We start from the raw sequence: 20934 nt of genomic DNA on the forward strand, positions 1-20934 counted from the left end.
CGCCTTTCTTCAACGACATTCCCGCCCCCGGGCGGTCAGGGGCTCGCAATGACGGGGAAACGCAAGTCATTGCGAGCGAAGCGCGGCAATCTCGTTCCCGGATCGGCCCGGGTGCCCAGAGGCGGTTCTGGGGATCCATCCGCTTGTCTGCGGGCCGGGGGGTGGCGTATCTTAGAGGCGGACGCCGCGCGCGGCATCCTGACCCCGCAACAAAGGAGTGCCCCGAACCATGCTTTCGCCCCTGCTTGCCGCCATGACCGTTTTCTGCGCCGACCCCTCCGCTGCGACGGGATTCCTCAACGAGACCGTGACCGTGGACGGGACGGCGCACAATTACGTCCTGTATGTGCCGCGGGACTACACGGCGGACCGCGCGTGGCCGCTGGTGGTGTTCCTGCACGGCGCGGGCGAGCGCGGGGCCGACGGGCTCAAGCAGTCGGACGTGGGCATCGGCCGGGCCATCCGCCTGAACCCCGAGCGTTTCCCCTGCCTGGTGCTCATGCCGCAGTGCCCGGAGGAGCATTTCTGGGACAGCATGTTCCCCGCCATCGAGGCGATGATGGAGAAGGCGAAAACGGCCTACACCGTGGACGCGAAACGGGTCACCCTGACGGGGCTGTCCATGGGCGGCTACGGCACCTGGATCTGGGGGCCCGTGAAGAAGGACGTCTTCGCGGCGTACCTGCCCATTTGCGGGGGCGGGTCTTTCGGGGACATCCGCCGGTTCTGCCCCAAGGCGGGCGAGGACGTCTTCCCGTCCATGGAGGAGCGCGGGAAACTGCTGGCGGACCGCCCGGTCTGGGCCTTCCACGGCAAGGACGACGATGTGGTGCCGCCGTTCCGCACGCGCCAGATGGTGCGCGCCGTGGAGAAGGCGGGCGGCAAGCCCCGGCTCACCGAATACCCCGGCACGGGCCACAATTCCTGGGACCAGGCGTACGGCGACCCGGAGGCCGTCGCCTGGCTGCTGGAGCAGCGCCTGCCGGACTGACATGCGGACAACGCAACGAAGAAGGAGGATGACATGATCGAACTGGGCATGCATGCGGACAACTGGCGGACCCTGAGCGGCGGGTTCAAACAGGCGGCGGAGACGGCGGTGAAGTACGGCCTGCGGCATCTGGAGTTCGCCGCGATCCACGGCCAGTACTTCATCCAGGCCATGGGCTACGAGCCGGGCGTCTCCCTCCAGTCCAACCCGCGCGCCCTCAAGCGCTACTGCGACAAAATGGGCCTGCTCATCTCGCAGGTGGACGGCTCGTTCCCGTTCATGGGGCCCGAGGGCTCGGCCTTCGGCGTGCAGTATGTCCAGCAGTCCATCCGCTTCGCCGCGGAGCTGGACTGCCCCATGGTGGACACGGTGGACGGCGCGGCGGAGATCGAGGGGTACACCCGCGAGGAGGTCTTCCGGGTCACCTGCGACAACTACCGCCAGGTGCTGCCCTGGGCCGAGGACTACGGCGTCGTCATCAACGTCGAGCCCCACGGCCCCTACACCAACGACATCGAGTTCATGCAGCGGCTTTTCCGCCATTTCGACACGGAATACCTCCGCTGCAATTTCGACACGGGGAACACCTTCATCGCCGGGCACGACCCGCTGGAGTACCTGAAGGCCCTGCGCCCCTGGGTTTCCCACTGCCACATCAAGGACGTGAGCGCCGGGCTGGCCGCCGCCGTCCGCGGCGAGGAGACGGGCATCGCGTGCAGCGAGGTGCCCATCGGCGGCGGCGTGAACGCGGAAAACATCCGCAGGTGCCTGAACTACCTCCAGGAGACGGACTGGGACGGCGTGGTCTCCCTCGAATGCCACGGCGCGGACGACAACATCCGCCAGAGCGTGGAATTCCTCCGGGGGGTGGTGGGCGGGGGCTGACCGCCGTTTCCCCGTCCACCCCGTCCATGTGGTCCATATCGTCCATTTCGTCCATGAAGACCGGCGGACGCGGCGGGGGGAGTTAAAAAGAAATGGAGGCGGCACCCGGATTTGAACCGGGGTATAAAGGCTTTGCAGGCCTCTGCCTTACCACTTGGCTATGCCGCCCCGATGGCTGGATTGTAGGGGAAGAGCCCCGGTGGTGTCAAGGCGCGCCCGGATCAGGACCGGTGCCGCCGCGCGCCGAGGGCGGCGAGGGCGAGGGCCAGTCCCGCCAGGGCTGCGGCGGAGGCCGCAGGCACGGGCGGGCGCGGGTTCACGGTGACCACGGCCGCCGGGCTGTCCGCCGTGGCCGGACTGTCGTCCGACACCCGGCACACATACTCGCCCTCGTCCATCAACTGCGCGTAGGCAATGTTGTAAACCGGACCGATGGCGCCGGGCACGGGGTCGCCGTCCTTGAGCCACTGGTAGGTGACGTTGCCGTAGGGGTGGAGCACCGTGACGCGCAGGCTGATGGCGTTCCCCTCCATCAGGGTCGCGCTGGCGGGCGTGGGGCCGGAAATGTTGATGCGGCCCGTGTTGGTCTCCACCAGGGCGCGCTGGGTGTTGGTGGGGGTCCAGTCATTCCAATTCCCGGCGTTGGACCCGGTCCCGCCGTAGACCCCGCCCGCGTCCTCGGCGTCGTTCCAGTTGTTGGGCTCCTGGTCCTGCCATTGGACGAACCAGGGCGGAACCACGGCGCCGGCGGCGTAGTCGCCGTTGAAGAAGTTGGCGCCGTTCTCGGCCCAGACCCAGCGCCCCTCCTCGGCAATGTCGTTGGCGCCGGTGTAGAGGGAGCCGAGGCTGCCGAAGGTGTGCTGGATCCAGATGTTCTCCGCCTCATCGTTGATGGTGGTCAGGTAGCCGCCCCACTGCCCGGCGAGGGTGTTGGCCTCGGCCCAGGTCATGGCCTCCGTGGCCTTGTAGTAGTGGCCGTTGGCGGGGTTGCGGATCCAGTCGGCGGCCCGGTCGCCGATGCCGTTGCCGGGGGTCAGGTACATCTCGTAGATGCCCTTGCGCAGCTGGCTGGCGCTCTCCCAGCCGAGCCAGGCCACGGCGTCGCCGCCGGCCTCGTAGAAGTCCATGCGGATCGGGTAGGGCGTGCCCGCCGTGAGCGGCGTGGAGGTGGTGCCGGTGTAGGTGGTGGAGCCGTGGTCGTTCCACTCGTCCACCAGCAGCTCGCCGTTCACCCAGAGGCGCACGCCGTCGTCCGTGCGCACGAGGAAGTCGTAGGTCTCCGTGAACTGCGGCGTGACAAACCCGGTCCAGCAGATGGAGAAGTCGTTCGCCGCCACGTCCGGGTGCGGGATGCCGTTGCCCCAGTCAAAGGTGACCTGGGGGTCTATGCGGACGGTGCGCAGGTTCGTCAGGAACTTCGTGGAGAAATACTCGCCGTACAGCCCGCCGGTCCCGTCGCACATGCGGTCGTTGGTGCAGCCCGGCGCGTGGACTGCCGGGTTCATCGCCGCGGCGAGATACTCGGCGCGCCCGCCGCCCTGGCCCTTCACCCACTGGTACTCGTTGTAGTTCGAGCAGCCGTCGCCGTCCGCGTCGCCGCACCAGCCCAGCCAGGGGTACAGCAGCGTGTACTCCTCCGGGATCGGCGTCTTCATGCCGGGGGCCCCCAGCAGGCTGTACACCGTCTCGTTGTCCACGATGGCGCCCAGAATCAGGTTGGGGAAGGTCTGTGTGTCCGCGTCGCCGATGGTCATCATGGCGGCGAAGAGAAACTCCGCGTCGGGGATGGCGTTCAGCAGCGTCGTGCGCTGGCCGTTCGGGCCGCCGCCCAGATCGTTCCACGCCTGGGCAGAATTGCGGACCCAGGCGTCGTACACCTGGCCGTGCGACGTGCCCCCCCCGGCGGCGCAGTCAAACGCCGTGTCCGCCAGAATCGCCGCCAGCAGCGCGAACTCGTCGCTGTCCAGTATCCCGTTGGGAAACAGCTCAATCGGCGTCACCGAAATGTCAAACCCGCCGTTGATGTCGCACGCGGAGGGGTTCAGGGTGAAGTCGGCCGGCAGGATTTCGTACGTCTGGACCACGGGCCAGACGGCGCTGTCGGCCACATTGTTCATGACCGTGTCGAAGTTGACGATGACCTGGTCGGCTGCCGCGGGAACCGGCGAAAACGCCGCCGTCACGGCGAGGCACAGGCACAGAAGGGAAGCGCGCTTCATGGTATGTCTCCTCTTGATTGCTGGGATTCCACAGTCAATCATACCGCAGATGGCGCGGGCAGTCAAGGGAATATCGGGCGCGCAGGCCGCGAAAACCGCGAAAACCGCCATAATATCACGATTGTGCGGGAAATGCCGCCACAAACTTGTTGACAAGAAAACGCCTTTCGGGTACCATACTGATGGGGGCGCGGTGCCCCCGAAACAACCAGGTTTCATGGTATCCGCACACGAAGAAGGAAGCAAAGACAATGAAATCAACGCGACGGGGTTTCACATTGATTGAGCTGCTGGTGGTGATCGCCATTATCGGCATTCTGGCGGCGATTCTGCTGCCGGCGCTGGCGCGGGCGCGCGAGGCGGCGCGTCGGGCCTCCTGCCAGAACAACCTCAAGCAGCTGGGGCTGGTGCTGAAGATGTATTCGGGCGAGTCCAAGGGGCAGAAGTTCCCCCCCCTGCAGGGGTATCCGAAATGGGACGGCACCACGGACCCGGACCCGAACTGCAACGGGCACTACGACTATCCGGCCATCGGGTTTTCGGGCAACGCCACGTACCCCGAGTACCTGACGGACGTGAACGTGCTGAACTGCCCGTCGAGCGCGCGCACCGAGGGCGTGAGCTACATCACCGACGAAATCATCGCCTCGGAGCCCGGTTGCGCGCTTTACAAGGGCGCCCTGGGCCAGACGGACATGAGCTACCTCTACTGGGGCTACCTGCTGGACCTCATTGACATGAACGAACTGACGCAGGCGGACGATATCCGCGACCTCTCCGTGTCGGGCAAGACGCTGCTCGTTCCCTCGCAGATCATCAACATCTACATGAAGGTCAACGCGGTGGCGAACGACTGGGGCCCCAACATGGCGGCCCTGGACGAGGACGTCACCGAGCCGCTGATGTATCCCCTGAAGGGCAACGGCCGCGGCAACACCATTTACCGCCTGAAAGAGGGCATTGAGCGCTTCCTGATCACGGACATCAACAACCCCGGCGCCAGCGCCGCGGCGCAGAGCACCATCATCGTGATGTCCGACATGCTCTCCAACACCGGCGCCGACGCGCTGTTCAACCACATCCCCGGCGGGTCCAACGTGCTGTACATGGACGGCCACGTCGAGTTCCAGCGCTATCAGTCGGAGGGGGCCGCCCCCTGCAACCGCCTGATCGCCAACGCCATCGGGCTGCTGGCCCAGTAGGCGTCTTCCGGTCCTTTCACGGTGGGCGGCCGTCCCCTTCAGGGTGCGGCCGCCCATCGGCGTCTTTGGGGGAGCCCGCCGCCCCTGATGGTGGGATAGGACATCGCGGGAGCCGAAGCTGGGGCGGGCACGAGATCGCCGCAGTCGCTCCGCTCCTTCGCAATGACGTGTGTTTCCGCGGTCATTGCGAGCCCCTGACCGCCGTAGGCGGGAATTCTGCCTATGAAGTGAGGGCTGCGGGAGGGCCGGAAATGTAGACGCGGCATCTTGCCGCGTTCTTGGGGTTTTCGTTGGCTCAAGAACGCGCCAAGATGGCGCGTCTACTTGGCGGGCGTTCTCGCCGACTTACTTCATTAGCAGCGAAGCGCGGCAATCTCGTTCCCGCCAACGCCCCGGCCGACGCGGCAATCCCTTGTCGGAAAGCCGTAGGCCTTCCGCATTTCATGGGTGAACGGACGCCTTTAATGCCGCCGATACTTTCAGGGTGAATCCGCAAGCCGCGCGGCCCTTGCCCAAAATGGTTGATCCTGTTAGAATGAGGCGCGACTCAAACGGAACACACTGCCATGCCGACCTATGACTATCACGCGATCCGCACGGAGGGGGACAACAGCGCGGAGAAGTCTTTCGTGGGGGGCGTGGTGGTCGCCAAGGACCGGCAGGACGCCAAGGCCAAGCTCCGCGAGCAGGGCCTGAAGGCGACCATGCTCAAGCGCGCCCGGGGGATCATGGCCGTCATCAAATGGCTGGACGCCGACATCCGCTGACGCGTCCCGGCAGCCTGTGGCAGAAGTTCACCGACGGTATTCTTGACCCTTCACCACCTCCACGTCAGGGTTCTGCCTGGAGAGGATCATCGGCTTGAAACTCGCGCGTTGTCCCGGTCCCCCCTTCAGGGGCGGGGGTTCGCGGGAGCGAACAGGGGGATGTTCCGGATTGCGGCGGGTTGGCCGGAGAAAAGAACATCCCCCGTCCGCGAAGACGCGGCCACCCCCCTGAAGGGGGGACCAAGAAAAGCCGGCCTTTTGCCACAGGCTACTGGTTCCCCGCAGCTGCGGTGTCGCCGTCTTGCGGGTGTCCCTTGGCCCCCCGCCACAGCACCAGCGCCTCCGCGACCATCCAGACCTGCAGGGCCATGATGGACAGGCCGACCACGGTGAGGATGGTCTTCTCCTTGGGGATGAAATCCCGGAAGACCTGGTGGACCAGCGCCCAGAAGGGCAGCACGATCATGAGCGCCAGGGGCGCGAGAATGAACCAATAGGGGCGGCCGGTGCGCCGCAGGTAGAACGCGACCACCAGCAGGGCCAGCCCGGCCAGCAGCTGGTTGGTCGCGCCGAAAAGCGGCCAGATCACCAGCCCGCCGGAGCCGGGGCCCTGCGGGCCGGGCAGCAGGGCCAGCCCGCCGCCCGCCGCCACGGCCACCGCCGTCGCCGCGTACTTGTTCCCCAGCGCGCGGACCCGCAGGACACCGCCCAGCTCCTGGATCACATAGCGGTGGAGCCGCGTGGCGGTGTCAATGGTCGTGGCCGCGAAACAGGCCACCATGACGGCCACGATGTTCACCGAGACGGCCTTGGGGATGCCGACGGCGGAAATGAGGTTGCCCGCCCCCTCCACGAAGGCGCCGACGGTCTGCTGGAGCTGCATCTTCTCCCAGCCGACGCCGTAGAGCTGGCGCCACGCCTCGACGCCGGTGTAGTCCACCCCCTCCACCGCGACGTGCAGGCCCACGCCCGCCGCGCACGCGATCACCACCAGCACCGCCAGGAAGCCCTCCGTAAGCATGCCGCCGTAGGCGATGAACCGGGCGTCGGACTCGCTGTTGATCTGCTTGGACGTGGTGCCCGAGGAGACGAGGCAGTGGAAGCCCGAAATGGCGCCGCAGGCGATGGTGATGAAGAGAAAGGGCATGATGGGCGGCGCGCCCGCCGCGCCGGGGTTCCACGCGGGCGCCACAATCTCCGGCCGTGCGAGCAGCACCCCGCCGACCAGCAGGGCCAGCGCCACATAGAGCTGGTGCGAGTTGATGTAGTCCCGCGGCTGGAGCAGCAGCCAGACCGGCAGCACGCTGGCCAGAAAACAGTAGGCCATGAGCAGCACGATCCACACCACCACCACGGACTTCAGCCCGGCGAAAAAGCCCGCGTCCGGCCCCGCCAGCAGGGGGATCCCCAGAATCTGTGTGAGGTCCACAGGTAACCAGACGCCCAGCACCACCGTGAGATACAGGAGGAACAGGGCCAGCAGGGAGATGCCCAGCAGGTTGCCGCCCCGGCGGTAAATCCACCAGCCGACCAGCGAGGCCAGCGGCATGGCGGCCCACACCGACAGCACGGTCCGCGGATAGATCGAGAAAATCGTGGCGATGACCAGCCCGAAGATGGCCACCACCACCGTGAGCGTGAAGAACAGCACGATCAGGAACAGCACGCGGACCCGCGGCGAGACCATCCGCCCGGCCACGTCGCCGATGGTCTGCCCCTTGGACCGGATGGACACCATGAGCGCCCCGAAATCATGCACCGCCCCGATGAACACGGAGCCCAGGGTGATCCACAGCACGGCGGGCAGCCAGCCCCACAGAATCGCGATGGCCGGCCCCACGATGGGCCCCGTGCCCGCGATGGACGTGAAATGGTGCCCGAACAGCACCTCCTTCCGCGTTGGAACGAAGTCCACCCCGTCCTCCTCGGTGTGCGAAGGGGTGGCCCGCTTCGGGTCCAGGCCGAAAACCCGCCCCCCCAGCCAGCGGCCATAGGTGAAATAGGCCGTGATGAAAACGGCCGCACAGACGCCAAGCAGCAGCAACGAGGCCATGAACGGCATCTCCCGGGTTTCTCACGCGGGAACAGGCGTCTCCCGCCCGAAATCATCCTACACCCGCCCCCGACGGGCAGTCAACCGGCCCCGCAACACCGCATTCAGCGCAAAACCGGCCCTCAGCCGCCCGGCATGGACCCCAGGGCCCGGGTCCCCGTCCCGAACCCCAGCCCCCCCGTTTGCGCGGAAGCCCCGGTGTTTGCTATAGTTCCGGGGCTTTTTGATTCCACAGGAGCGGACCTCCGGCGTGCGCCGGGGGGGAGATCGGGTGTCCGGCGTGTAACCGGATGCATTCCCACCGCTCCGAGGCACAACCCGATTGGAGGCGTATCATGCCTATCGTCACCCCCCGAGAACTGCTGGAAGCGGGCGTCCACTTCGGCCACCAGACCCGCCGCTGGCACCCCAAAATGGCGCCGTACATCTACGGCCAGCGCAACGGCATCTACATCGTCAACCTCCAGCACACGCTGCGCCAGCTGTACCAGGCCTACGGCCTGGTGCGCGACGTGGTGGCCCAGGGCGGCCATGTCCTCATGGTCGGCACGAAGCGCCAGGCCCAGGAGCCGGTGAAGCGCGAGGCGGAGCGCTGCGGCATGTTCTATGTGAACAGCCGCTGGCTCGGCGGCACGCTGACGAACTACCGGACCGTGCGCCAGAGCATTTCCCGCCTCATTTCGCTGCAGGATCTGGACACGGACCCCGAAGCGGACCGCAAGCACACCAAGAAAGAGCTGGTGCTCCTGCGCAAGGACCGTGTGAAGCTCGAGCGCAACCTGCTCGGCATCCAGAACATGCCCGGCCTGCCCAGCGTCATGTTCGTCATTGACGCCAAGCACGAGGACATCGCCGTGAAAGAGGCGCGCCGCCTGGGCATCCCCTGCATCGGCGTCGTGGACACGAACTGCGACCCCGAGGTCGTGGACGTGCCGATCCCCGGCAACGACGACGCCATCCGCGCCGTCGGCCTGTACTGCCGCATCATCGCCGACGCGGCCATCGAGGGCCGGATGCGCGCCGAGAAGGTGCGCGCCGAGCGCGAGGAGCAGGACCGCATCGCCAGCGAGGGCGGGGACGCCGAGGACGTGGACGACGCGCCCGTGACGGGCGACAAGGTGGACGAGAACTACGACCGCGCCTACGACGCGGATCCGGCGCAGGACGGGGGCGACGCGGCCCCGGCGGCCGAGTAAAACCGAAGCGCACAACGACCCAAAGGAACGTGGAATGACTATCAGCGCATCACAGGTGAAAGAGCTCCGGGACGCCACGGGCGCCGGAATGATGGACTGCAAGCGGGCCCTGACGGAGGCCAACGGCGACTTTGACGCGGCCGTGAAGTGGCTGCGGGAGAAGGGCATGGCGAAGGCCGCCAAGCGGGCGGACAAGGTCGCCTCCGAGGGCACCGTGGCCTCCTACATCCACATGGGCGGCAAGATCGGCGTCATGGTGGAGATCAACTGCGAGACCGACTTCGTGGCCCGCGGCGACGACTTCCGCACCCTCGTGAACGACATCTGCCTGCAGATCTGCGCCGCGAACCCCCGGTGGGTCTCGGTTGACGAGGTTCCCAAGGCCGAGTATGATGCCGAGATGGAGCTGTACGTCAAGCAGGCCATGCAGACGGGCAAGCCCGAGAACATCTGCCGGAAGATCGCCGAAGGCAAGATGGGCAAGTGGCACAGCGAGGTCTGCCTGCTGGAGCAGCCCTTCGTGAAGGACGACAAGAAGACGATCAAGGGCCTCATCGCGGAGCTCACGGGCAAGTGCGGCGAAAGGATCAGCGTGCGCCGCTTCGTCCGCTTCGAGCTGGGCGAGGGCCTCGAGAAGCGCCAGAACGACCTGGCCGCCGAGGTCGCCGCCGAGATGGAGAAGTTCGAGAACAAGGGGTAAGCCGTTGGCCCAGCCGGTGTACAAGCGCGTCCTGCTCAAAATGAGCGGGGAGGCCCTGCAGGGGTCCACCCCCGGCGGGGTGGACTTCGGCGTTGTCGGCGGCTACGCGGAGGAGCTGGCCGCCGCCTCCGCCGGGGGCGTCCAGATCGGCCTCGTCGTGGGCGGCGGAAACATCTTCCGCGGCGCGTCGGGGCTGGCGGGCGCGCCCGACCGGCCCACGGGCGACTACATGGGCATGCTGGCCACGGTGATCAACGCGCTGGCGCTCCAGGCGGCCATCGAGGCGCGCGGGGTGCCCACGCGGGTCCTCAGCGCCATCGAGATGCCGCCCGTCGCCGAACGCCACATCCGCCGCCGGGCCATCCGCCACCTGGAAAAGGGGCGGGTGGTCATCTTCGCCGCGGGCACGGGCAACCCCTTCTTCACCACGGACACGGCCGCCGCCCTGCGCGCCAGCGAGATCGGGGCCGAGGTCCTGCTCAAGGCCACCAAGGTGGACGGCGTCTACGACGCCGACCCCAAGAAGAACCCCGGCGCGAAGCGCTTCGACCAGCTTTCCTACACGGAGGCTCTGGCCCGCGACCTGCGCGTCATGGACGCGACCGCGATTTCCCTCTGCCGCGAGAACCAGATGCCCGTGATCGTCTTCGACATGACGCGCCCGGGCAACATCGGCAGGGTCCTGGACGGTGAACCCATAGGCACCCTTGTCAAGGGAGGATGAGCGACATGCCGCACAAAGTAACCATGGAAGACGCCCGCAGGAAGATGGACAGCAGCGTGGAGGCCTTCAAGGGCGAGCTGGGCGGCCTCCGCACCGGCCGCGCCAACGCCGGCATGCTGGACACGGTCGAGGTCGAGGTGTACGGGTCCAAGATGAGGATCAACCAGCTTGGAAACGTCACCGTCCCCGACGCCCACATCATCGCCGTGGACCTCTGGGACAAGTCCCAGATCAACACGGTCGAGAAGGCGCTGCGCGCCTCGCAGCTCAACATCAACCCGTCCAACGACGGGCGCGTCATCCGCATCCCGGTGCCGCCCCTCACGGAGGACCGGCGCCGGGACCTCGTGAAGTTCGCCGCCAAGCTCGCCGAGGAGGCCCGCGTCGCCGTGCGCAACATCCGCCGCCACGCCGTCGAGGCCATCAAACTGCACCAGAAGGACGGTGAAATCCCCGAGGACGACGCCCGCCGCCTCACCGACGAGATCCAGAAGCTGACCGACAAGCACATCGAGTCCATTGACGCCTGCTTCAAAGTCAAAGAAGCGGACATCATGGAGGTGTGACGGTGGGGACACGCACGAAAAAGGCCTGACGAAACCGACACCGCCGCGGGCGGGGCGCGGACTCGCGCCCCCTCTGCGGCGGTTTGCATTGAACCGACCCAGGGAGACCCCATGCAGCAGGGAACGGAAAAGCGCCCGCCCCTCGACCCCCGGCTGGACCCCGGCCGGATGCCGCGCCACATCGCCGTCATCATGGACGGCAACGGGCGCTGGGCGGAGCGGCGCGGCCTGACCCGCGCCGAGGGCCACGAGGCGGGCGCGCGCGGCGTGCGCGCCGCCATCGAGGCCTGCCGCAGGCTCGGCGTCCGCGCCCTCACGCTCTACGCCTTCTCCACGGAGAACTGGCGGCGCTCGAAACTGGAGGTGGACGCCCTCTTCCGCCTCATGAGCACCTACATCCGGAAAGAGCTCGACGACATCCACCGCAACAACATCCGCGTCCGCTTCCTCGGCGAAATGGACCGCCTCCCCGCCCGCGCGCAGAAGGACCTCCGGCACTGCCTGGAGACCACCGCGGGCAACACGGCCATGGACTGCTGCGTCGCCCTCAATTACGGCGGCCGCACCGAGATCGCCCGGGCCGCACGCGCCCTCTGCGCCGACGCGCTCGCGGGCCGCATCCGCCCGGAAGACGTGGACGAGGACGCCGTGACCGCGCGGCTCTACGCCCCCGACCTGGCCGAGGTGGACCTGCTCATCCGCACGAGCGGCGAGATGCGCGTCAGCAACTTCCTGCTCTGGCAGATCTCCTACGCCGAGATCGTGGTCACACCGACCCTCTGGCCGGACTTCGACCAGCAGGCCCTGTGCGACGCGATTTTCGAGTACCAGGCGCGCGGCCGCCGCTTCGGGGGGCGGCCATGAACCGCAACTGCGACAACTCCGGGGGCACCCTGGTGCGGCTGGGCACGGCGCTGGTCCTCGCGCCGACGGCCCTCCTGCTCATCTGGATCCCCTCCCTCCAGGTGCCCCTCATCCTCTTCGTGGCGGCCCTCGTGGTCCAGGGGCTCCGCGAGTACTGCGACATGCTGGAGGCCATGGGCCTGCCCACCCTGCGGCGCACCGTGCTGGCGGCGGGCGGCGGCCTCATCCTCTGGAACGGCGGCATGGTCCTCACCGACTGGAACGGCTGGACCGCGCACCCCGTGGTCACGGGCATCTCCGCCGCCGTCATGCTGGTCATGGTGGCGCACCTGCTCAGCCCCGTCCACAGCCTCCAGGCGCTGGCTGCCGATGTGTTCGGCGTGGCCTACATCGCCGGCCTCGGCTCCTATCTCGTCATCATCCACGGCTGGGCGGGCATGGGCCCCGGGCTCGTCACGTTCCTGCTCGTGGCTGTGGTCTGGTCCGACACGGGCGCCTACTTCGTCGGGCGCGCCTTCGGCCGCCACAAGATGGCCCCGCGCACCAGCCCCAAGAAAAGCTGGGAGGGCGCGGCGGGCGGCGTGCTCGGCGCGGTCCTGGCCACCGCCGTCCTCCTCGGGCTCATCCGCCTCTTCGGCTGGGAGAACGCCTACCCCCTGGCGGGCTGGCGCGTGTACCTGCCCCTGGCGGCCGCCCTGTCCGTCGTCGGCCAGTTCGGCGACCTCATCGAGTCCATGATCAAGCGCGAGGCGGGCATCAAGGACTCCAGCGGCATCTTCCCGGGCCACGGCGGCGTCCTCGACCGCTGCGACGGCATCCTCTTCGCCGCCCCAACCCTGTATTACCTGTTCTACGGGCTCCGCGCCCTGCTGGGGTAGGCGGACCCGGACCGCAAAGAAGGAAACAAGGAAACACGACCCATGTATGAACCCGAGGCCCAGCAGACCGCCGACCACCAGACGCGGCTCGCCGGACTGCGCAAGAGCCTGAATGTGGACAACCTGAAGCACGACATCGCCGAGGTGGAGGCATCCATGGCCGTTCCCGGATTCTGGGACGACTCGGAGTCCGCCCAAAAGACCGTGCAGCGGCTCAAGGCGCTGAAGTCCGTCGTGGGCGCGCCCGACGAGCTCGCCCGCGAGATCGAGGACGCCGCCACCCTCGTCGAGATGGGCGCCGAGATGGAGGACGCCTCCCTCGCCGAGGAGATCACCGCGATGCTCGCCCGCATCGAGGCCAGGCTCCACCGGCTGGAGCTGAACAGCCTCTTCCAGGACCCCCGCGACACCAAGACCGCCATGGTCAACATCCACCCGGGCGCCGGCGGCACCGAGTCCTGCGACTGGGCCGAAATGCTCTACCGCATGTTCACCCGCTTCTGCGAGCTGCGCGAGTTCGACGCCGAGGTGCTCGACTACCAGCCCGGCGAGGAGGCGGGCCTCAAGAGCGCGTCCCTGCGCGTGACGGGCCCCTACGCCTTCGGCACCCTGAAGTCCGAGGACGGCGTCCACCGCCTCGTGCGCATCTCGCCTTTCGACTCCGCCGCCCGGCGGCACACCTCCTTCGCCGCCATCGAGGTGCTGGCCGAGGTGGACGCGGACATCGAGATAGATATCCGGGAGGAGGACATCAAGCTGGACGTCTTCCGCTCCAGCGGCGCGGGCGGCCAGAAGGTCAACAAGACCAGCTCCGCCGTCCGCCTGACCCACCTGCCCTCGGGCATCGTGGTCTCCTGCCAGATCGAGCGGTCGCAGCACCGCAACCGCGACACGGCCATGCAGATGCTGCGCGCGAAACTCTACGACATCGAGCTGAGGCGCAAGGAGGCCGAGCTGAGCGCCATGCGCGAGGGCCAGCAGGACGTCGCCTGGGGCAGCCAGATCCGCAGCTACGTCCTCCACCCCTACCAGATGATCAAGGACCACCGGACCAGTCACGAGACCGGAAACGTGGACCGCGTCCTCGACGGCGACCTGGACGGCTTCGTCGAGGCCTACCTCAAGTGGAACCTCGAGCGCCGCAGCGGCGCGCGCAACGACGACTGACGCGCCCCCGGGCGCGGGAGACACCCCCATGACCGATGAACTGACCCCCGAACAGGAAGACCCCCGCGAAGGACACGGCGCCGAGGAGGAGCTCCGCAGGCACCGCATCGCCAAGCTGGAGCGCATCCGCGCGCGCGGCGACGAGCCCTTCAAGTACCGCTGCGACCGCAGCCACCGCATCGGGGAGGCCCGCGCCGCCTTCGAGGCCGCGGAGGCCGCCGCCGGGCCGGACGCCGACCCGCAGGCCGAGCTGCCGGGCGCCGCGCTGGCCGGCCGCGTCACCGCGCGCCGCGTCCAGGGCAAGAGCGCCTTCCTCGACCTGCGCGACGACACGGGCCGCATCCAGCTCTTCTTCGGCGAAAAGCAGGTGGGCGGGGAGATGTACGCCGCCCTGGACGACCTCGACATCGGCGACTTCCTCCGCGTCGAGGGGACCGTCAAGCGCACCCGGCGCGGCGAGATCACCCTGTTCGCCGCGGGGTACAGCCTGCTGACCAAGTCGCTGCGCCCCGGCGCCGAGAAGTGGCACGGCCTCTCCGACGTGGAGACGCGCTACCGCCGCCGCTACCTCGACATGGTGGCCAACCCCGAGGTGCTCGACACCTTCAAGCGCCGCGTGCAGGTGGTCTCCGTCATGCGCGGGTGGCTCGCCGCCCGCGGCTATCTCGAGGTCGAGACCCCCATGCTCCATCCGATCCCCGGCGGCGCCACGGCCCGCCCCTTCATCACGCACCACAACACCTACGACCGCGACTTCTACCTGCGCGTCGCGCCGGAGCTCTACCTCAAGCGCCTCATCGTCGGCGGCTTCGACAGGGTCTTCGAGATCAACCGCTGCTTCCGCAACGAGGGCGTGGACACGCGCCACAACCCCGAGTTCACCACCATGGAGCTCTACGAGGCGTACCAGGACTACCTCGGCCTCATGGACGAGACCGAGGAGATGCTCTGCCACGTCATCGAGACCGTGGTCGGCGGGAAGTCCTTCCCCTACCAGGGCCACACCATCAGCATCGAGCGGCCCTGGAAGCGCATCTCGCTGCACGAGGCCATCCGCCAGTATGCCGGCGTGGACCTCGAGGCCACCCGCGACCGCGACGAGGCCGCCCGCCTCGCCAAGAGCGCCGGCGTGGACGTGGATCCCACCATGGGCTACGGCAAGATCGTGGACGCCGTCATGTCGGAGAAGGTGCAGCCCCACCTCATCCAGCCGACCTTCCTCTACGACTACCCCATCGAGATTTCGCCGCTCGCCAAGAAAAAGCGCGGCAACCCCGCCCTCACCGAGCGGTTCCAGCCCTTCATCGCCTGCCTCGAGGTCGGCAACGCCTTCTCGGAGCTGAACGACCCCATTGACCAACGCGAGCGCTTCGAGGCCCAGGCCGCCCTGCGCGACGCGGGGGACGACGAGGCCCAGTACCTCGACGAGGACTTCATCGCGGCGCTGGAGGTGGGAATGCCCCCCACCGCCGGCCTCGGCATCGGCATGGACCGCCTCGCCATGCTCGTCACCGACAGCGCCTCCATCCGAGAGGTCATCCTTTTCCCCCAGCTCCGGACGCTGTAGGGCCGGCCGCCTCGCCTGCCGGAGCTGCGGCCGGAGCCACGCCAAAGTCTGCGCGCAGCACGTCGAGGCAGGCGTCCAGGTCGTTGGTGAGAACGTAGTTGACCCCCGCACGGTAGAGCCGGCGGATCGTCTCGGGTTCCTCGGCGCCAAAGTAGTTGACGAGGACCCCGCCGGCGCGGCAGCGGGCCGCGGCCTCGGCCAGGCCCTCCTCGCCGTGCAGAAGCTGGATGAAGGCGGCGCCGGATTCGAGGGTGCGCGTGATGTAGGCGTCACGGTTGCCGACCTGGCGGTCCATGTTGCAGAGGCGCACGCCGGGCACGGCGGAGCGGGCAGCTTCGGCCTGGGCCGCGCCGCAGGCGAGGAAGCAGTGTTCCAGCCGCCCGAGACGCTGAAGGACCAGGGCGGACGCCGCGCCCACTTCGGGGCCGCCGCGCAGGTGCACATTGCACAGGATGTGTTCAGGAATGACGGCGAGGACCTCTTCGAGGGTGGGCACGCGGGTGCCCGCGAAGTCCGGCCCGAACCACGCGCCCGCGTCGAGGGCGCGGATCTCGTCGAAGGACAGCGCGTCCACGCGGCCCGTGCCGTTGGTCGTCCGGTCCACCGTGGCGTCGTGCATCAGGACCAGTTTCCCGTCGCGCGTGGGGGCCACGTCGAACTCGATCATGTGCGCCCCCTTCTCCACGGCGGAACGGAAGGCGGGCAGGGTGTTCTCGGGGGCATGGCGCATGTCGCCGCGGTGGGCGCACGCGCCCATCGGCCCGGCCGGGGCGGCGGCCGCCGCCCCCGCCAGCGCCAGCACAGCGGTCCACATCACGGCACATCTCATGGGGTGTTCCTTTCGTTCCCGGCGGCGCGGCGGATGCCGCGCGCCAGCCACAGCCCCCCGCACAGGGCGGCCAGCGTGAGGGCCGCCGTGGCGAGGAGCATGATCCGGGGGCCAAACTGGACGGTCAGGGGCACGGACAGCGCCGTGACCAGCCCGCCGCCGACAAAGGGCTCGAAGAGAAGCTGCTTGCACCCGAAGGCCTCGAGGGCGCCGGTGCGGTTCCGGGGGTCGCTGACGCGCAGGAGCAGGAGCCCCGTCGCCACGACGCCGGTGGACTGGCCCATGTCCGCCAGGGCGCGCTCGAACCACCGGCCGGGGATCATGCGCGGGGCCAGCACCCAGAACGCGAAAATGGACCAGCACAGCCCCGTGAGCGACAGGACCGCGAAGGCCTCCCAGTGCCCCCCGATCACGCGCAGGGACATGGTGGCCAGGGCGGCCGCGATGAGGAAGTCGAGGGCCGCGCCGGTGACCCGGTGAAGCAGCCCGCGGTGCACGAGATGGTCCAGGCCGAGGCGCGACAGGGCCAGCTGCACCGCCACGCCGCCGATCATGGCCAGGGGGAACAGGGGCACCAGGGGCATGAGCGGCGTCTCCGTCCACGCGCCCCAGGTGCGGGCCTCCAGCAGCACCAGCCCCTCCTTGAGGAGCCACCCCGCCGCGACGGCCAGCGCCAGCAGGGCCAGCTGGATCGTCAGGACATCCGCGCCGCCGTCAGCGTCCGCCTCTCCCGCCGCTTCGGAGTCCGCGGCCGCGGCGGGTTCAGGGATGTCGGCCTCCCCGGCCGTGTCCGGCTCCAGGCACGCCACGGGCACGCAGCCCGTGCGCACGGCAATGTTGATGTAAAGCGTGCCCAGCACGACGCCCGCGATGATGCCCACCGTCGCCAGGCCCAGGGCCAGGTCGCGCCCCTCGGGGAACCCGGCCAGCTCGAACGAGGGTGCCATGCCCGCCGCCGTGCCGTGGCCGCCGGTGAACGCGATTTCGATCAGCGCCCCCGCCGTCGGGTCCACCCCAAAATACGGCGACAGAACCAGCACCACCACCAGGAAGGCGAGGGCGTACTGGCCAAAAGCCAGGGTGTAACCGTGGAGAATCTGCGGGCCGGACTTCCGCCAGACCTCCCGCGCCGGGGGAATCGGCCCGCCCAGGAGCAGACCCGCGAACACCACCGTGATCAGCAGCTTGGGCAGGGCGGCCCAGGATTCCGGCACCCACGCGGGGAACAGCCCCCCCGCCAGCGGGTGCCCGGCCCCCAGCGCCGCGCCGGCCGCCGCCCCCAGCCCCTGCGGCCCCAGCAGGAGCCCCAGCACCCCCGAAACCACTGCCACGGGCAGAAAAAGCGCCCGCAGCACCCGCATCCGCCCCAGCACAACCCGGCCCGCCCCCAGCAAAAGGCCCAGCGCCACCAGGGACGCCGCCATTTTCCCAACCGCCTCGGCCAGAGTCAGCTCCAAAAAACGCTCCTTTCGCCGCGCGCCGCCGCAGCCCCCGCCATCATAGGGGCCCGCGCCGCGCGAGTCAACGCCGTCCCCTTCCGCGAACGTGTCCGGAACCGGGTGTAACGCTTTGCCCGGGTCGGTGGTATGATGGGAGTCGGGCTGTGTTGTCAGGAATCCGGGCGGTGTCTTTCCGGCTGCGGGGCCGGGGGGCGTCCGAGAACAAGGATCCGCAGGCCCGAGGAGGACAGGCCATGACGTTTCGTAGAGGTGTCGCGCTGCTGTTGCTGTGTGCGGGAAGCGTGGTCGCGGGCGGATGCCGGGATATCCCGTGGGGCTATGACGACTCCGCCCTGCGGGGCCGGTGGTATCTCGCGGTGGGCGGGCCTTTCACCATCGCGGAGAACCGCTATCTGGACTTCCGCCGCGAGGGGCTGGTCTATGTGTATCCCGAGCGCACGCAGGACCTGCTGAACGACCTGCTGGTCACGCTGCCGGCGGGGTTCCCGTCCACGTACTCCGTCTCGCTCAAGGGCCCCTACGTGGTGGACGAGGACCGGCAGCCCTCCTTCATTGACTATGCCGTGGAGGAGGTGGAGGTGAGCCTGGATACCCTCCAGGTGTCCATGGAGAACTACCTCCGCCCGATGAGCGTCCACGAGCGGTCGCAGTTCTTCTCGTCCATGGCGCAGAAACTGGGCGCCGGCCGGATCAGCGACGTGCCGGGGCTGCTCAAGGCCATGTCGCTGTACCAGGAGGAGAAGTTCCTCGCGGCCTACGCCCCCGGCTTCTTCGGCCTCTACGACGTGTACCAGTGCGACCTGCTCCTGCAGATGGGCCTGGGCGCGCGCCCCGAAGTGATGGACAACCCCCTGACCTTCAACCACGAGACCTGCAACTAGGGCCGGTCAGGGCGAAGGGCATCGCCTTCGGGCGAACGAAGAATGGACGATATGGACTGAATGGACGGTATGGACGGTGTGAACGCTGTCCATATCGTCCATCTTGTCCATAGTGTCCATCCTGTCCGCGCCCCGCCCCCCCTCAGTCCAGCGGCGTGCCGTCCTGGGTCCACACCGTGAGGTTGGTCAGGTCCTTTTTGCTCCCGGGCAGCAGCCGCGCGAGGACGTAGCCCAGCGCGAACATCACCCCGTTCCCCAGGATGCCGGTGTAGTACCCGTCGAAGGCGCCGCTCACCGTCGCCGAGAGCGGCCCGAGCCAGCCGAGGGCGGCGGCGGAGGTGCCCAGGGAGAAGACGACGGCGCACACGATGCCCGCGCCGACGGCGCGCCCGTCGCCGCGCGTGGTGAGGAACCCGAGCATGAACAGGCCGAGCACGCCGCCGGAGACCACGGACTGGATTTCCGTCCAAAGGTCCTGAAGCGTGAGCGTGTCCGCGCGGAAGAGGACCCACGCGCCCGCGACCATGACGGCCGACGCGGCGAGGGTGACGCCGCGCGCCACGGCGACGTAGTGCCGCTCGTCCCGCGCGGGCGCGAGGTGGCGCCGGTAGATGTCCGTCACGGCGACGGCGGAGATGGAGTTCATGGCGGAGGACATGCTGGACATGGCGGCGGCGAGGACCGCCGCAGTGACGATGCCCGCCGTGCCCGCGGGGAGCTGCGTGGTCACGAAGAGCGGCAGGATCTCCTCGGCCTTGCGGGTGCCCGCGAGCATCTCGGCGGCCGCCGGATCGGGGAAAACCTGGTAAAACACGTAGAGGCCCGTGCCCACGAACATGAAGTAGAGCCACGTGGGCACGCAGAAGGCGCAGCTCAGCCAGAGCGCGTTCCGCGCGTCGCGGGCCGTGCGGGCGGCGCAGTATTTCTGCACGTTCTCCTGGTTCGCCGTGTACTCGCCGAGCCACTGGAACAGCCCGACGATGAGGAGCATGGCGACGGTCTTGCGCTCCAGCGAGAAGCCCCAGGGGATGGACCGCAGCGCGCCGTCCGGCCCCGGCTCGGTGATGAGGAACTTGCCGTCGCGCCAGGCCACCTCGAAGAGCTGGCCCAAGCCGCCGGGCAGCCGCCACAGCACCACGCCGAGGATGAGCAGCCCGCCGCCGGTGAGGATGACGGACTGGACGAAGTCGGTCCAGATGACCGCCTCCATGCCGCCGGCCACGGTGTAGTAGGCCGTCACCACGCCGCCCACCAGGATGCACACCGGCACGCTCCACCCCGTGATGCGGTTCACCAGCAGCGCCACAAGGAACTGGATCAGGCTGATGCGGAAGCACTGGGCAATGATGAAGACCGACGCGCCGTAGACGCGCGTGCGCGGCCCGAAACGCTTCTCGAGATACTCAAAGACCGATGTGATCTTCCCCCGACGGAAGAAGGGCACGAAGAGCCGCGACGCGATCACCGCCGCCAGCGGCAGGGTGATGCAGATCACATACCGGAGGTAGCCCGTCTTGAAGGCGTCCGCCGGATAGGCCACGAAGGTGATGGAGCTGATGGTCGCCCCGAAGAGCGACACGCCGATGAGCCACCCCGGATAGGCGCGCCCGCCGACGAAATACCGCTCCGTGTCCTTCGCGCGCCGGGAGAACCCCGCGCCGACAAGGATCATGGCGGCGAAGTAGACCACCACCACGCCGAGGTCCACCATCCCGAATCCCGACATGCCGCCTCCTTTCGTTAAGCGCCCGTTGAAGTGCCCAAAGAACTGTCCAACCCCGCATCGTAATTGCGGCCGCACGCGCCCGTCATTGCGAGCGAAGCGAAGCAATCTCTTGTCAGAAGAGCCAAGGCGAGAACGAGATTGCTTCGCTTCGCTGCTAAGAAAGTACTTCTCCGGAGTTTTCCACAATGAGCTGGCAACCCATTCTTGTGGCTTGTCTTGCGAGATTTTTGAGCAACCGCTCCTGGTACTGCCGTTCGTA

18 protein-coding genes and 1 tRNA gene are annotated in these 20934 nt (G+C 68.1%); 13 read left to right on the plus strand and 6 right to left on the minus strand.

Annotated elements, in window-relative coordinates; all coding sequences use genetic code 11:
• The first annotated feature begins 229 nt into the window (after positions 1–229).
• Both GXY15_05775 and GXY15_05780 read left to right on the plus strand, forming a co-directional pair.
• Entirely contained in the window at positions 230–991 is a 762-nt protein-coding gene (locus GXY15_05775; GenBank protein NLV40719.1) for a phospholipase, read from the plus strand.
• Between the two features lie 33 nt (positions 992–1024).
• The gene (locus GXY15_05780) at positions 1025–1876 is read left to right on the plus strand and encodes a sugar phosphate isomerase/epimerase (protein ID NLV40720.1); all 852 of its coding nucleotides are present in this window, start codon (positions 1025–1027) and stop codon (positions 1874–1876) included.
• A gap of 93 nt (positions 1877–1969) precedes the next feature.
• Here GXY15_05780 and GXY15_05785 read toward each other — a convergent pair.
• Together GXY15_05785 and GXY15_05790 are read right to left on the minus strand one after the other, a co-directional pair.
• Positions 1970–2044: transfer RNA gene (locus GXY15_05785), tRNA-Cys, on the minus strand.
• Between the two features lie 53 nt (positions 2045–2097).
• Positions 2098–4095, minus strand: a complete 1998-nt coding sequence (locus tag GXY15_05790) for a hypothetical protein (GenBank protein ID NLV40721.1) — start codon at positions 4093–4095, stop codon at positions 2098–2100.
• Between the two features lie 251 nt (positions 4096–4346).
• Here GXY15_05790 and GXY15_05795 point away from each other — a divergent pair, with 251 nt between their 5' ends.
• Together GXY15_05795 and GXY15_05800 are read left to right on the plus strand one after the other, a co-directional pair.
• Positions 4347–5297, plus strand: a complete 951-nt coding sequence (locus GXY15_05795) for a DUF1559 domain-containing protein (protein NLV40722.1) — start codon at positions 4347–4349, stop codon at positions 5295–5297.
• Positions 5298–5863: 566 nt separating this feature from the next.
• On the plus strand, positions 5864–6064 hold the full coding sequence (locus tag GXY15_05800; protein ID NLV40723.1) for a hypothetical protein: 201 nt from the start codon (positions 5864–5866) through the stop codon (positions 6062–6064).
• A 268-nt stretch (positions 6065–6332) separates the two neighbouring features.
• On the opposite strand, the gene GXY15_05805 is transcribed toward GXY15_05800, so the two are convergent.
• The gene (locus GXY15_05805; protein ID NLV40724.1) at positions 6333–8117 is read right to left on the minus strand and encodes a carbon starvation protein A; all 1785 of its coding nucleotides are present in this window, start codon (positions 8115–8117) and stop codon (positions 6333–6335) included.
• Between the two features lie 335 nt (positions 8118–8452).
• Between GXY15_05805 and rpsB the strand changes: the two genes are divergently transcribed.
• The 8 genes from rpsB to lysS all read left to right on the plus strand — a co-directional run bounded on the left by rpsB (position 8453) and on the right by lysS (position 15779).
• The gene (gene rpsB, locus GXY15_05810; GenBank protein NLV40725.1) at positions 8453–9313 is read left to right on the plus strand and encodes a 30S ribosomal protein S2; all 861 of its coding nucleotides are present in this window, start codon (positions 8453–8455) and stop codon (positions 9311–9313) included.
• A 34-nt stretch (positions 9314–9347) separates the two neighbouring features.
• The gene (tsf, locus tag GXY15_05815) at positions 9348–10013 is read left to right on the plus strand and encodes a translation elongation factor Ts (protein ID NLV40726.1); all 666 of its coding nucleotides are present in this window, start codon (positions 9348–9350) and stop codon (positions 10011–10013) included.
• A 4-nt stretch (positions 10014–10017) separates the two neighbouring features.
• Positions 10018–10737: a UMP kinase gene (locus GXY15_05820; protein NLV40727.1), complete on the plus strand. Its 720-nt coding sequence runs from the start codon at positions 10018–10020 to the stop codon at positions 10735–10737.
• A gap of 5 nt (positions 10738–10742) precedes the next feature.
• Positions 10743–11303, plus strand: a complete 561-nt coding sequence (frr, locus tag GXY15_05825) for a ribosome recycling factor (protein ID NLV40728.1) — start codon at positions 10743–10745, stop codon at positions 11301–11303.
• Positions 11304–11414: 111 nt separating this feature from the next.
• On the plus strand, positions 11415–12167 hold the full coding sequence (gene uppS / locus GXY15_05830) for a di-trans,poly-cis-decaprenylcistransferase (GenBank protein NLV40729.1): 753 nt from the start codon (positions 11415–11417) through the stop codon (positions 12165–12167).
• Positions 12164–13045 (plus strand): phosphatidate cytidylyltransferase, encoded by an 882-nt coding sequence (locus tag GXY15_05835; protein NLV40730.1) that lies wholly within the window; start codon positions 12164–12166, stop codon positions 13043–13045. The genes uppS and GXY15_05835 overlap by 4 nt, the downstream gene beginning before the upstream one ends.
• A 42-nt stretch (positions 13046–13087) precedes the next feature.
• A complete protein-coding gene (locus GXY15_05840; protein ID NLV40731.1) occupies positions 13088–14212 on the plus strand; it encodes a peptide chain release factor 2 in 1125 nt (374 codons plus the stop codon).
• A gap of 28 nt (positions 14213–14240) precedes the next feature.
• Positions 14241–15779 (plus strand): lysine--tRNA ligase, encoded by a 1539-nt coding sequence (gene lysS, locus GXY15_05845; protein NLV40732.1) that lies wholly within the window; start codon positions 14241–14243, stop codon positions 15777–15779.
• Here lysS and GXY15_05850 read toward each other — a convergent pair.
• The gene (locus tag GXY15_05850) at positions 15748–16608 is read right to left on the minus strand and encodes a glycerophosphodiester phosphodiesterase (GenBank protein NLV40733.1); all 861 of its coding nucleotides are present in this window, start codon (positions 16606–16608) and stop codon (positions 15748–15750) included. The two genes, lysS and GXY15_05850, sit on opposite strands and share 32 nt — an antisense overlap.
• A complete protein-coding gene (locus GXY15_05855; protein ID NLV40734.1) occupies positions 16605–18065 on the minus strand; it encodes a sodium:glutamate symporter in 1461 nt (486 codons plus the stop codon). The genes GXY15_05850 and GXY15_05855 overlap by 4 nt, the downstream gene beginning before the upstream one ends.
• A 236-nt stretch (positions 18066–18301) precedes the next feature.
• Here GXY15_05855 and GXY15_05860 point away from each other — a divergent pair, with 236 nt between their 5' ends.
• Positions 18302–18949, plus strand: a complete 648-nt coding sequence (locus GXY15_05860; GenBank protein NLV40735.1) for a hypothetical protein — start codon at positions 18302–18304, stop codon at positions 18947–18949.
• A gap of 142 nt (positions 18950–19091) precedes the next feature.
• On the opposite strand, the gene GXY15_05865 is transcribed toward GXY15_05860, so the two are convergent.
• Positions 19092–20675, minus strand: coding sequence for a sodium/solute symporter (locus GXY15_05865; GenBank protein ID NLV40736.1), 1584 nt, complete (start codon positions 20673–20675; stop codon positions 19092–19094).
• Positions 20676–20934: the final 259 nt, after the last annotated feature.

This window comes from Candidatus Hydrogenedentota bacterium (assembly GCA_012730045.1).
Taxonomy (GTDB): domain Bacteria; phylum Hydrogenedentota; class Hydrogenedentia; order Hydrogenedentales; family CAITNO01; genus JAAYBR01.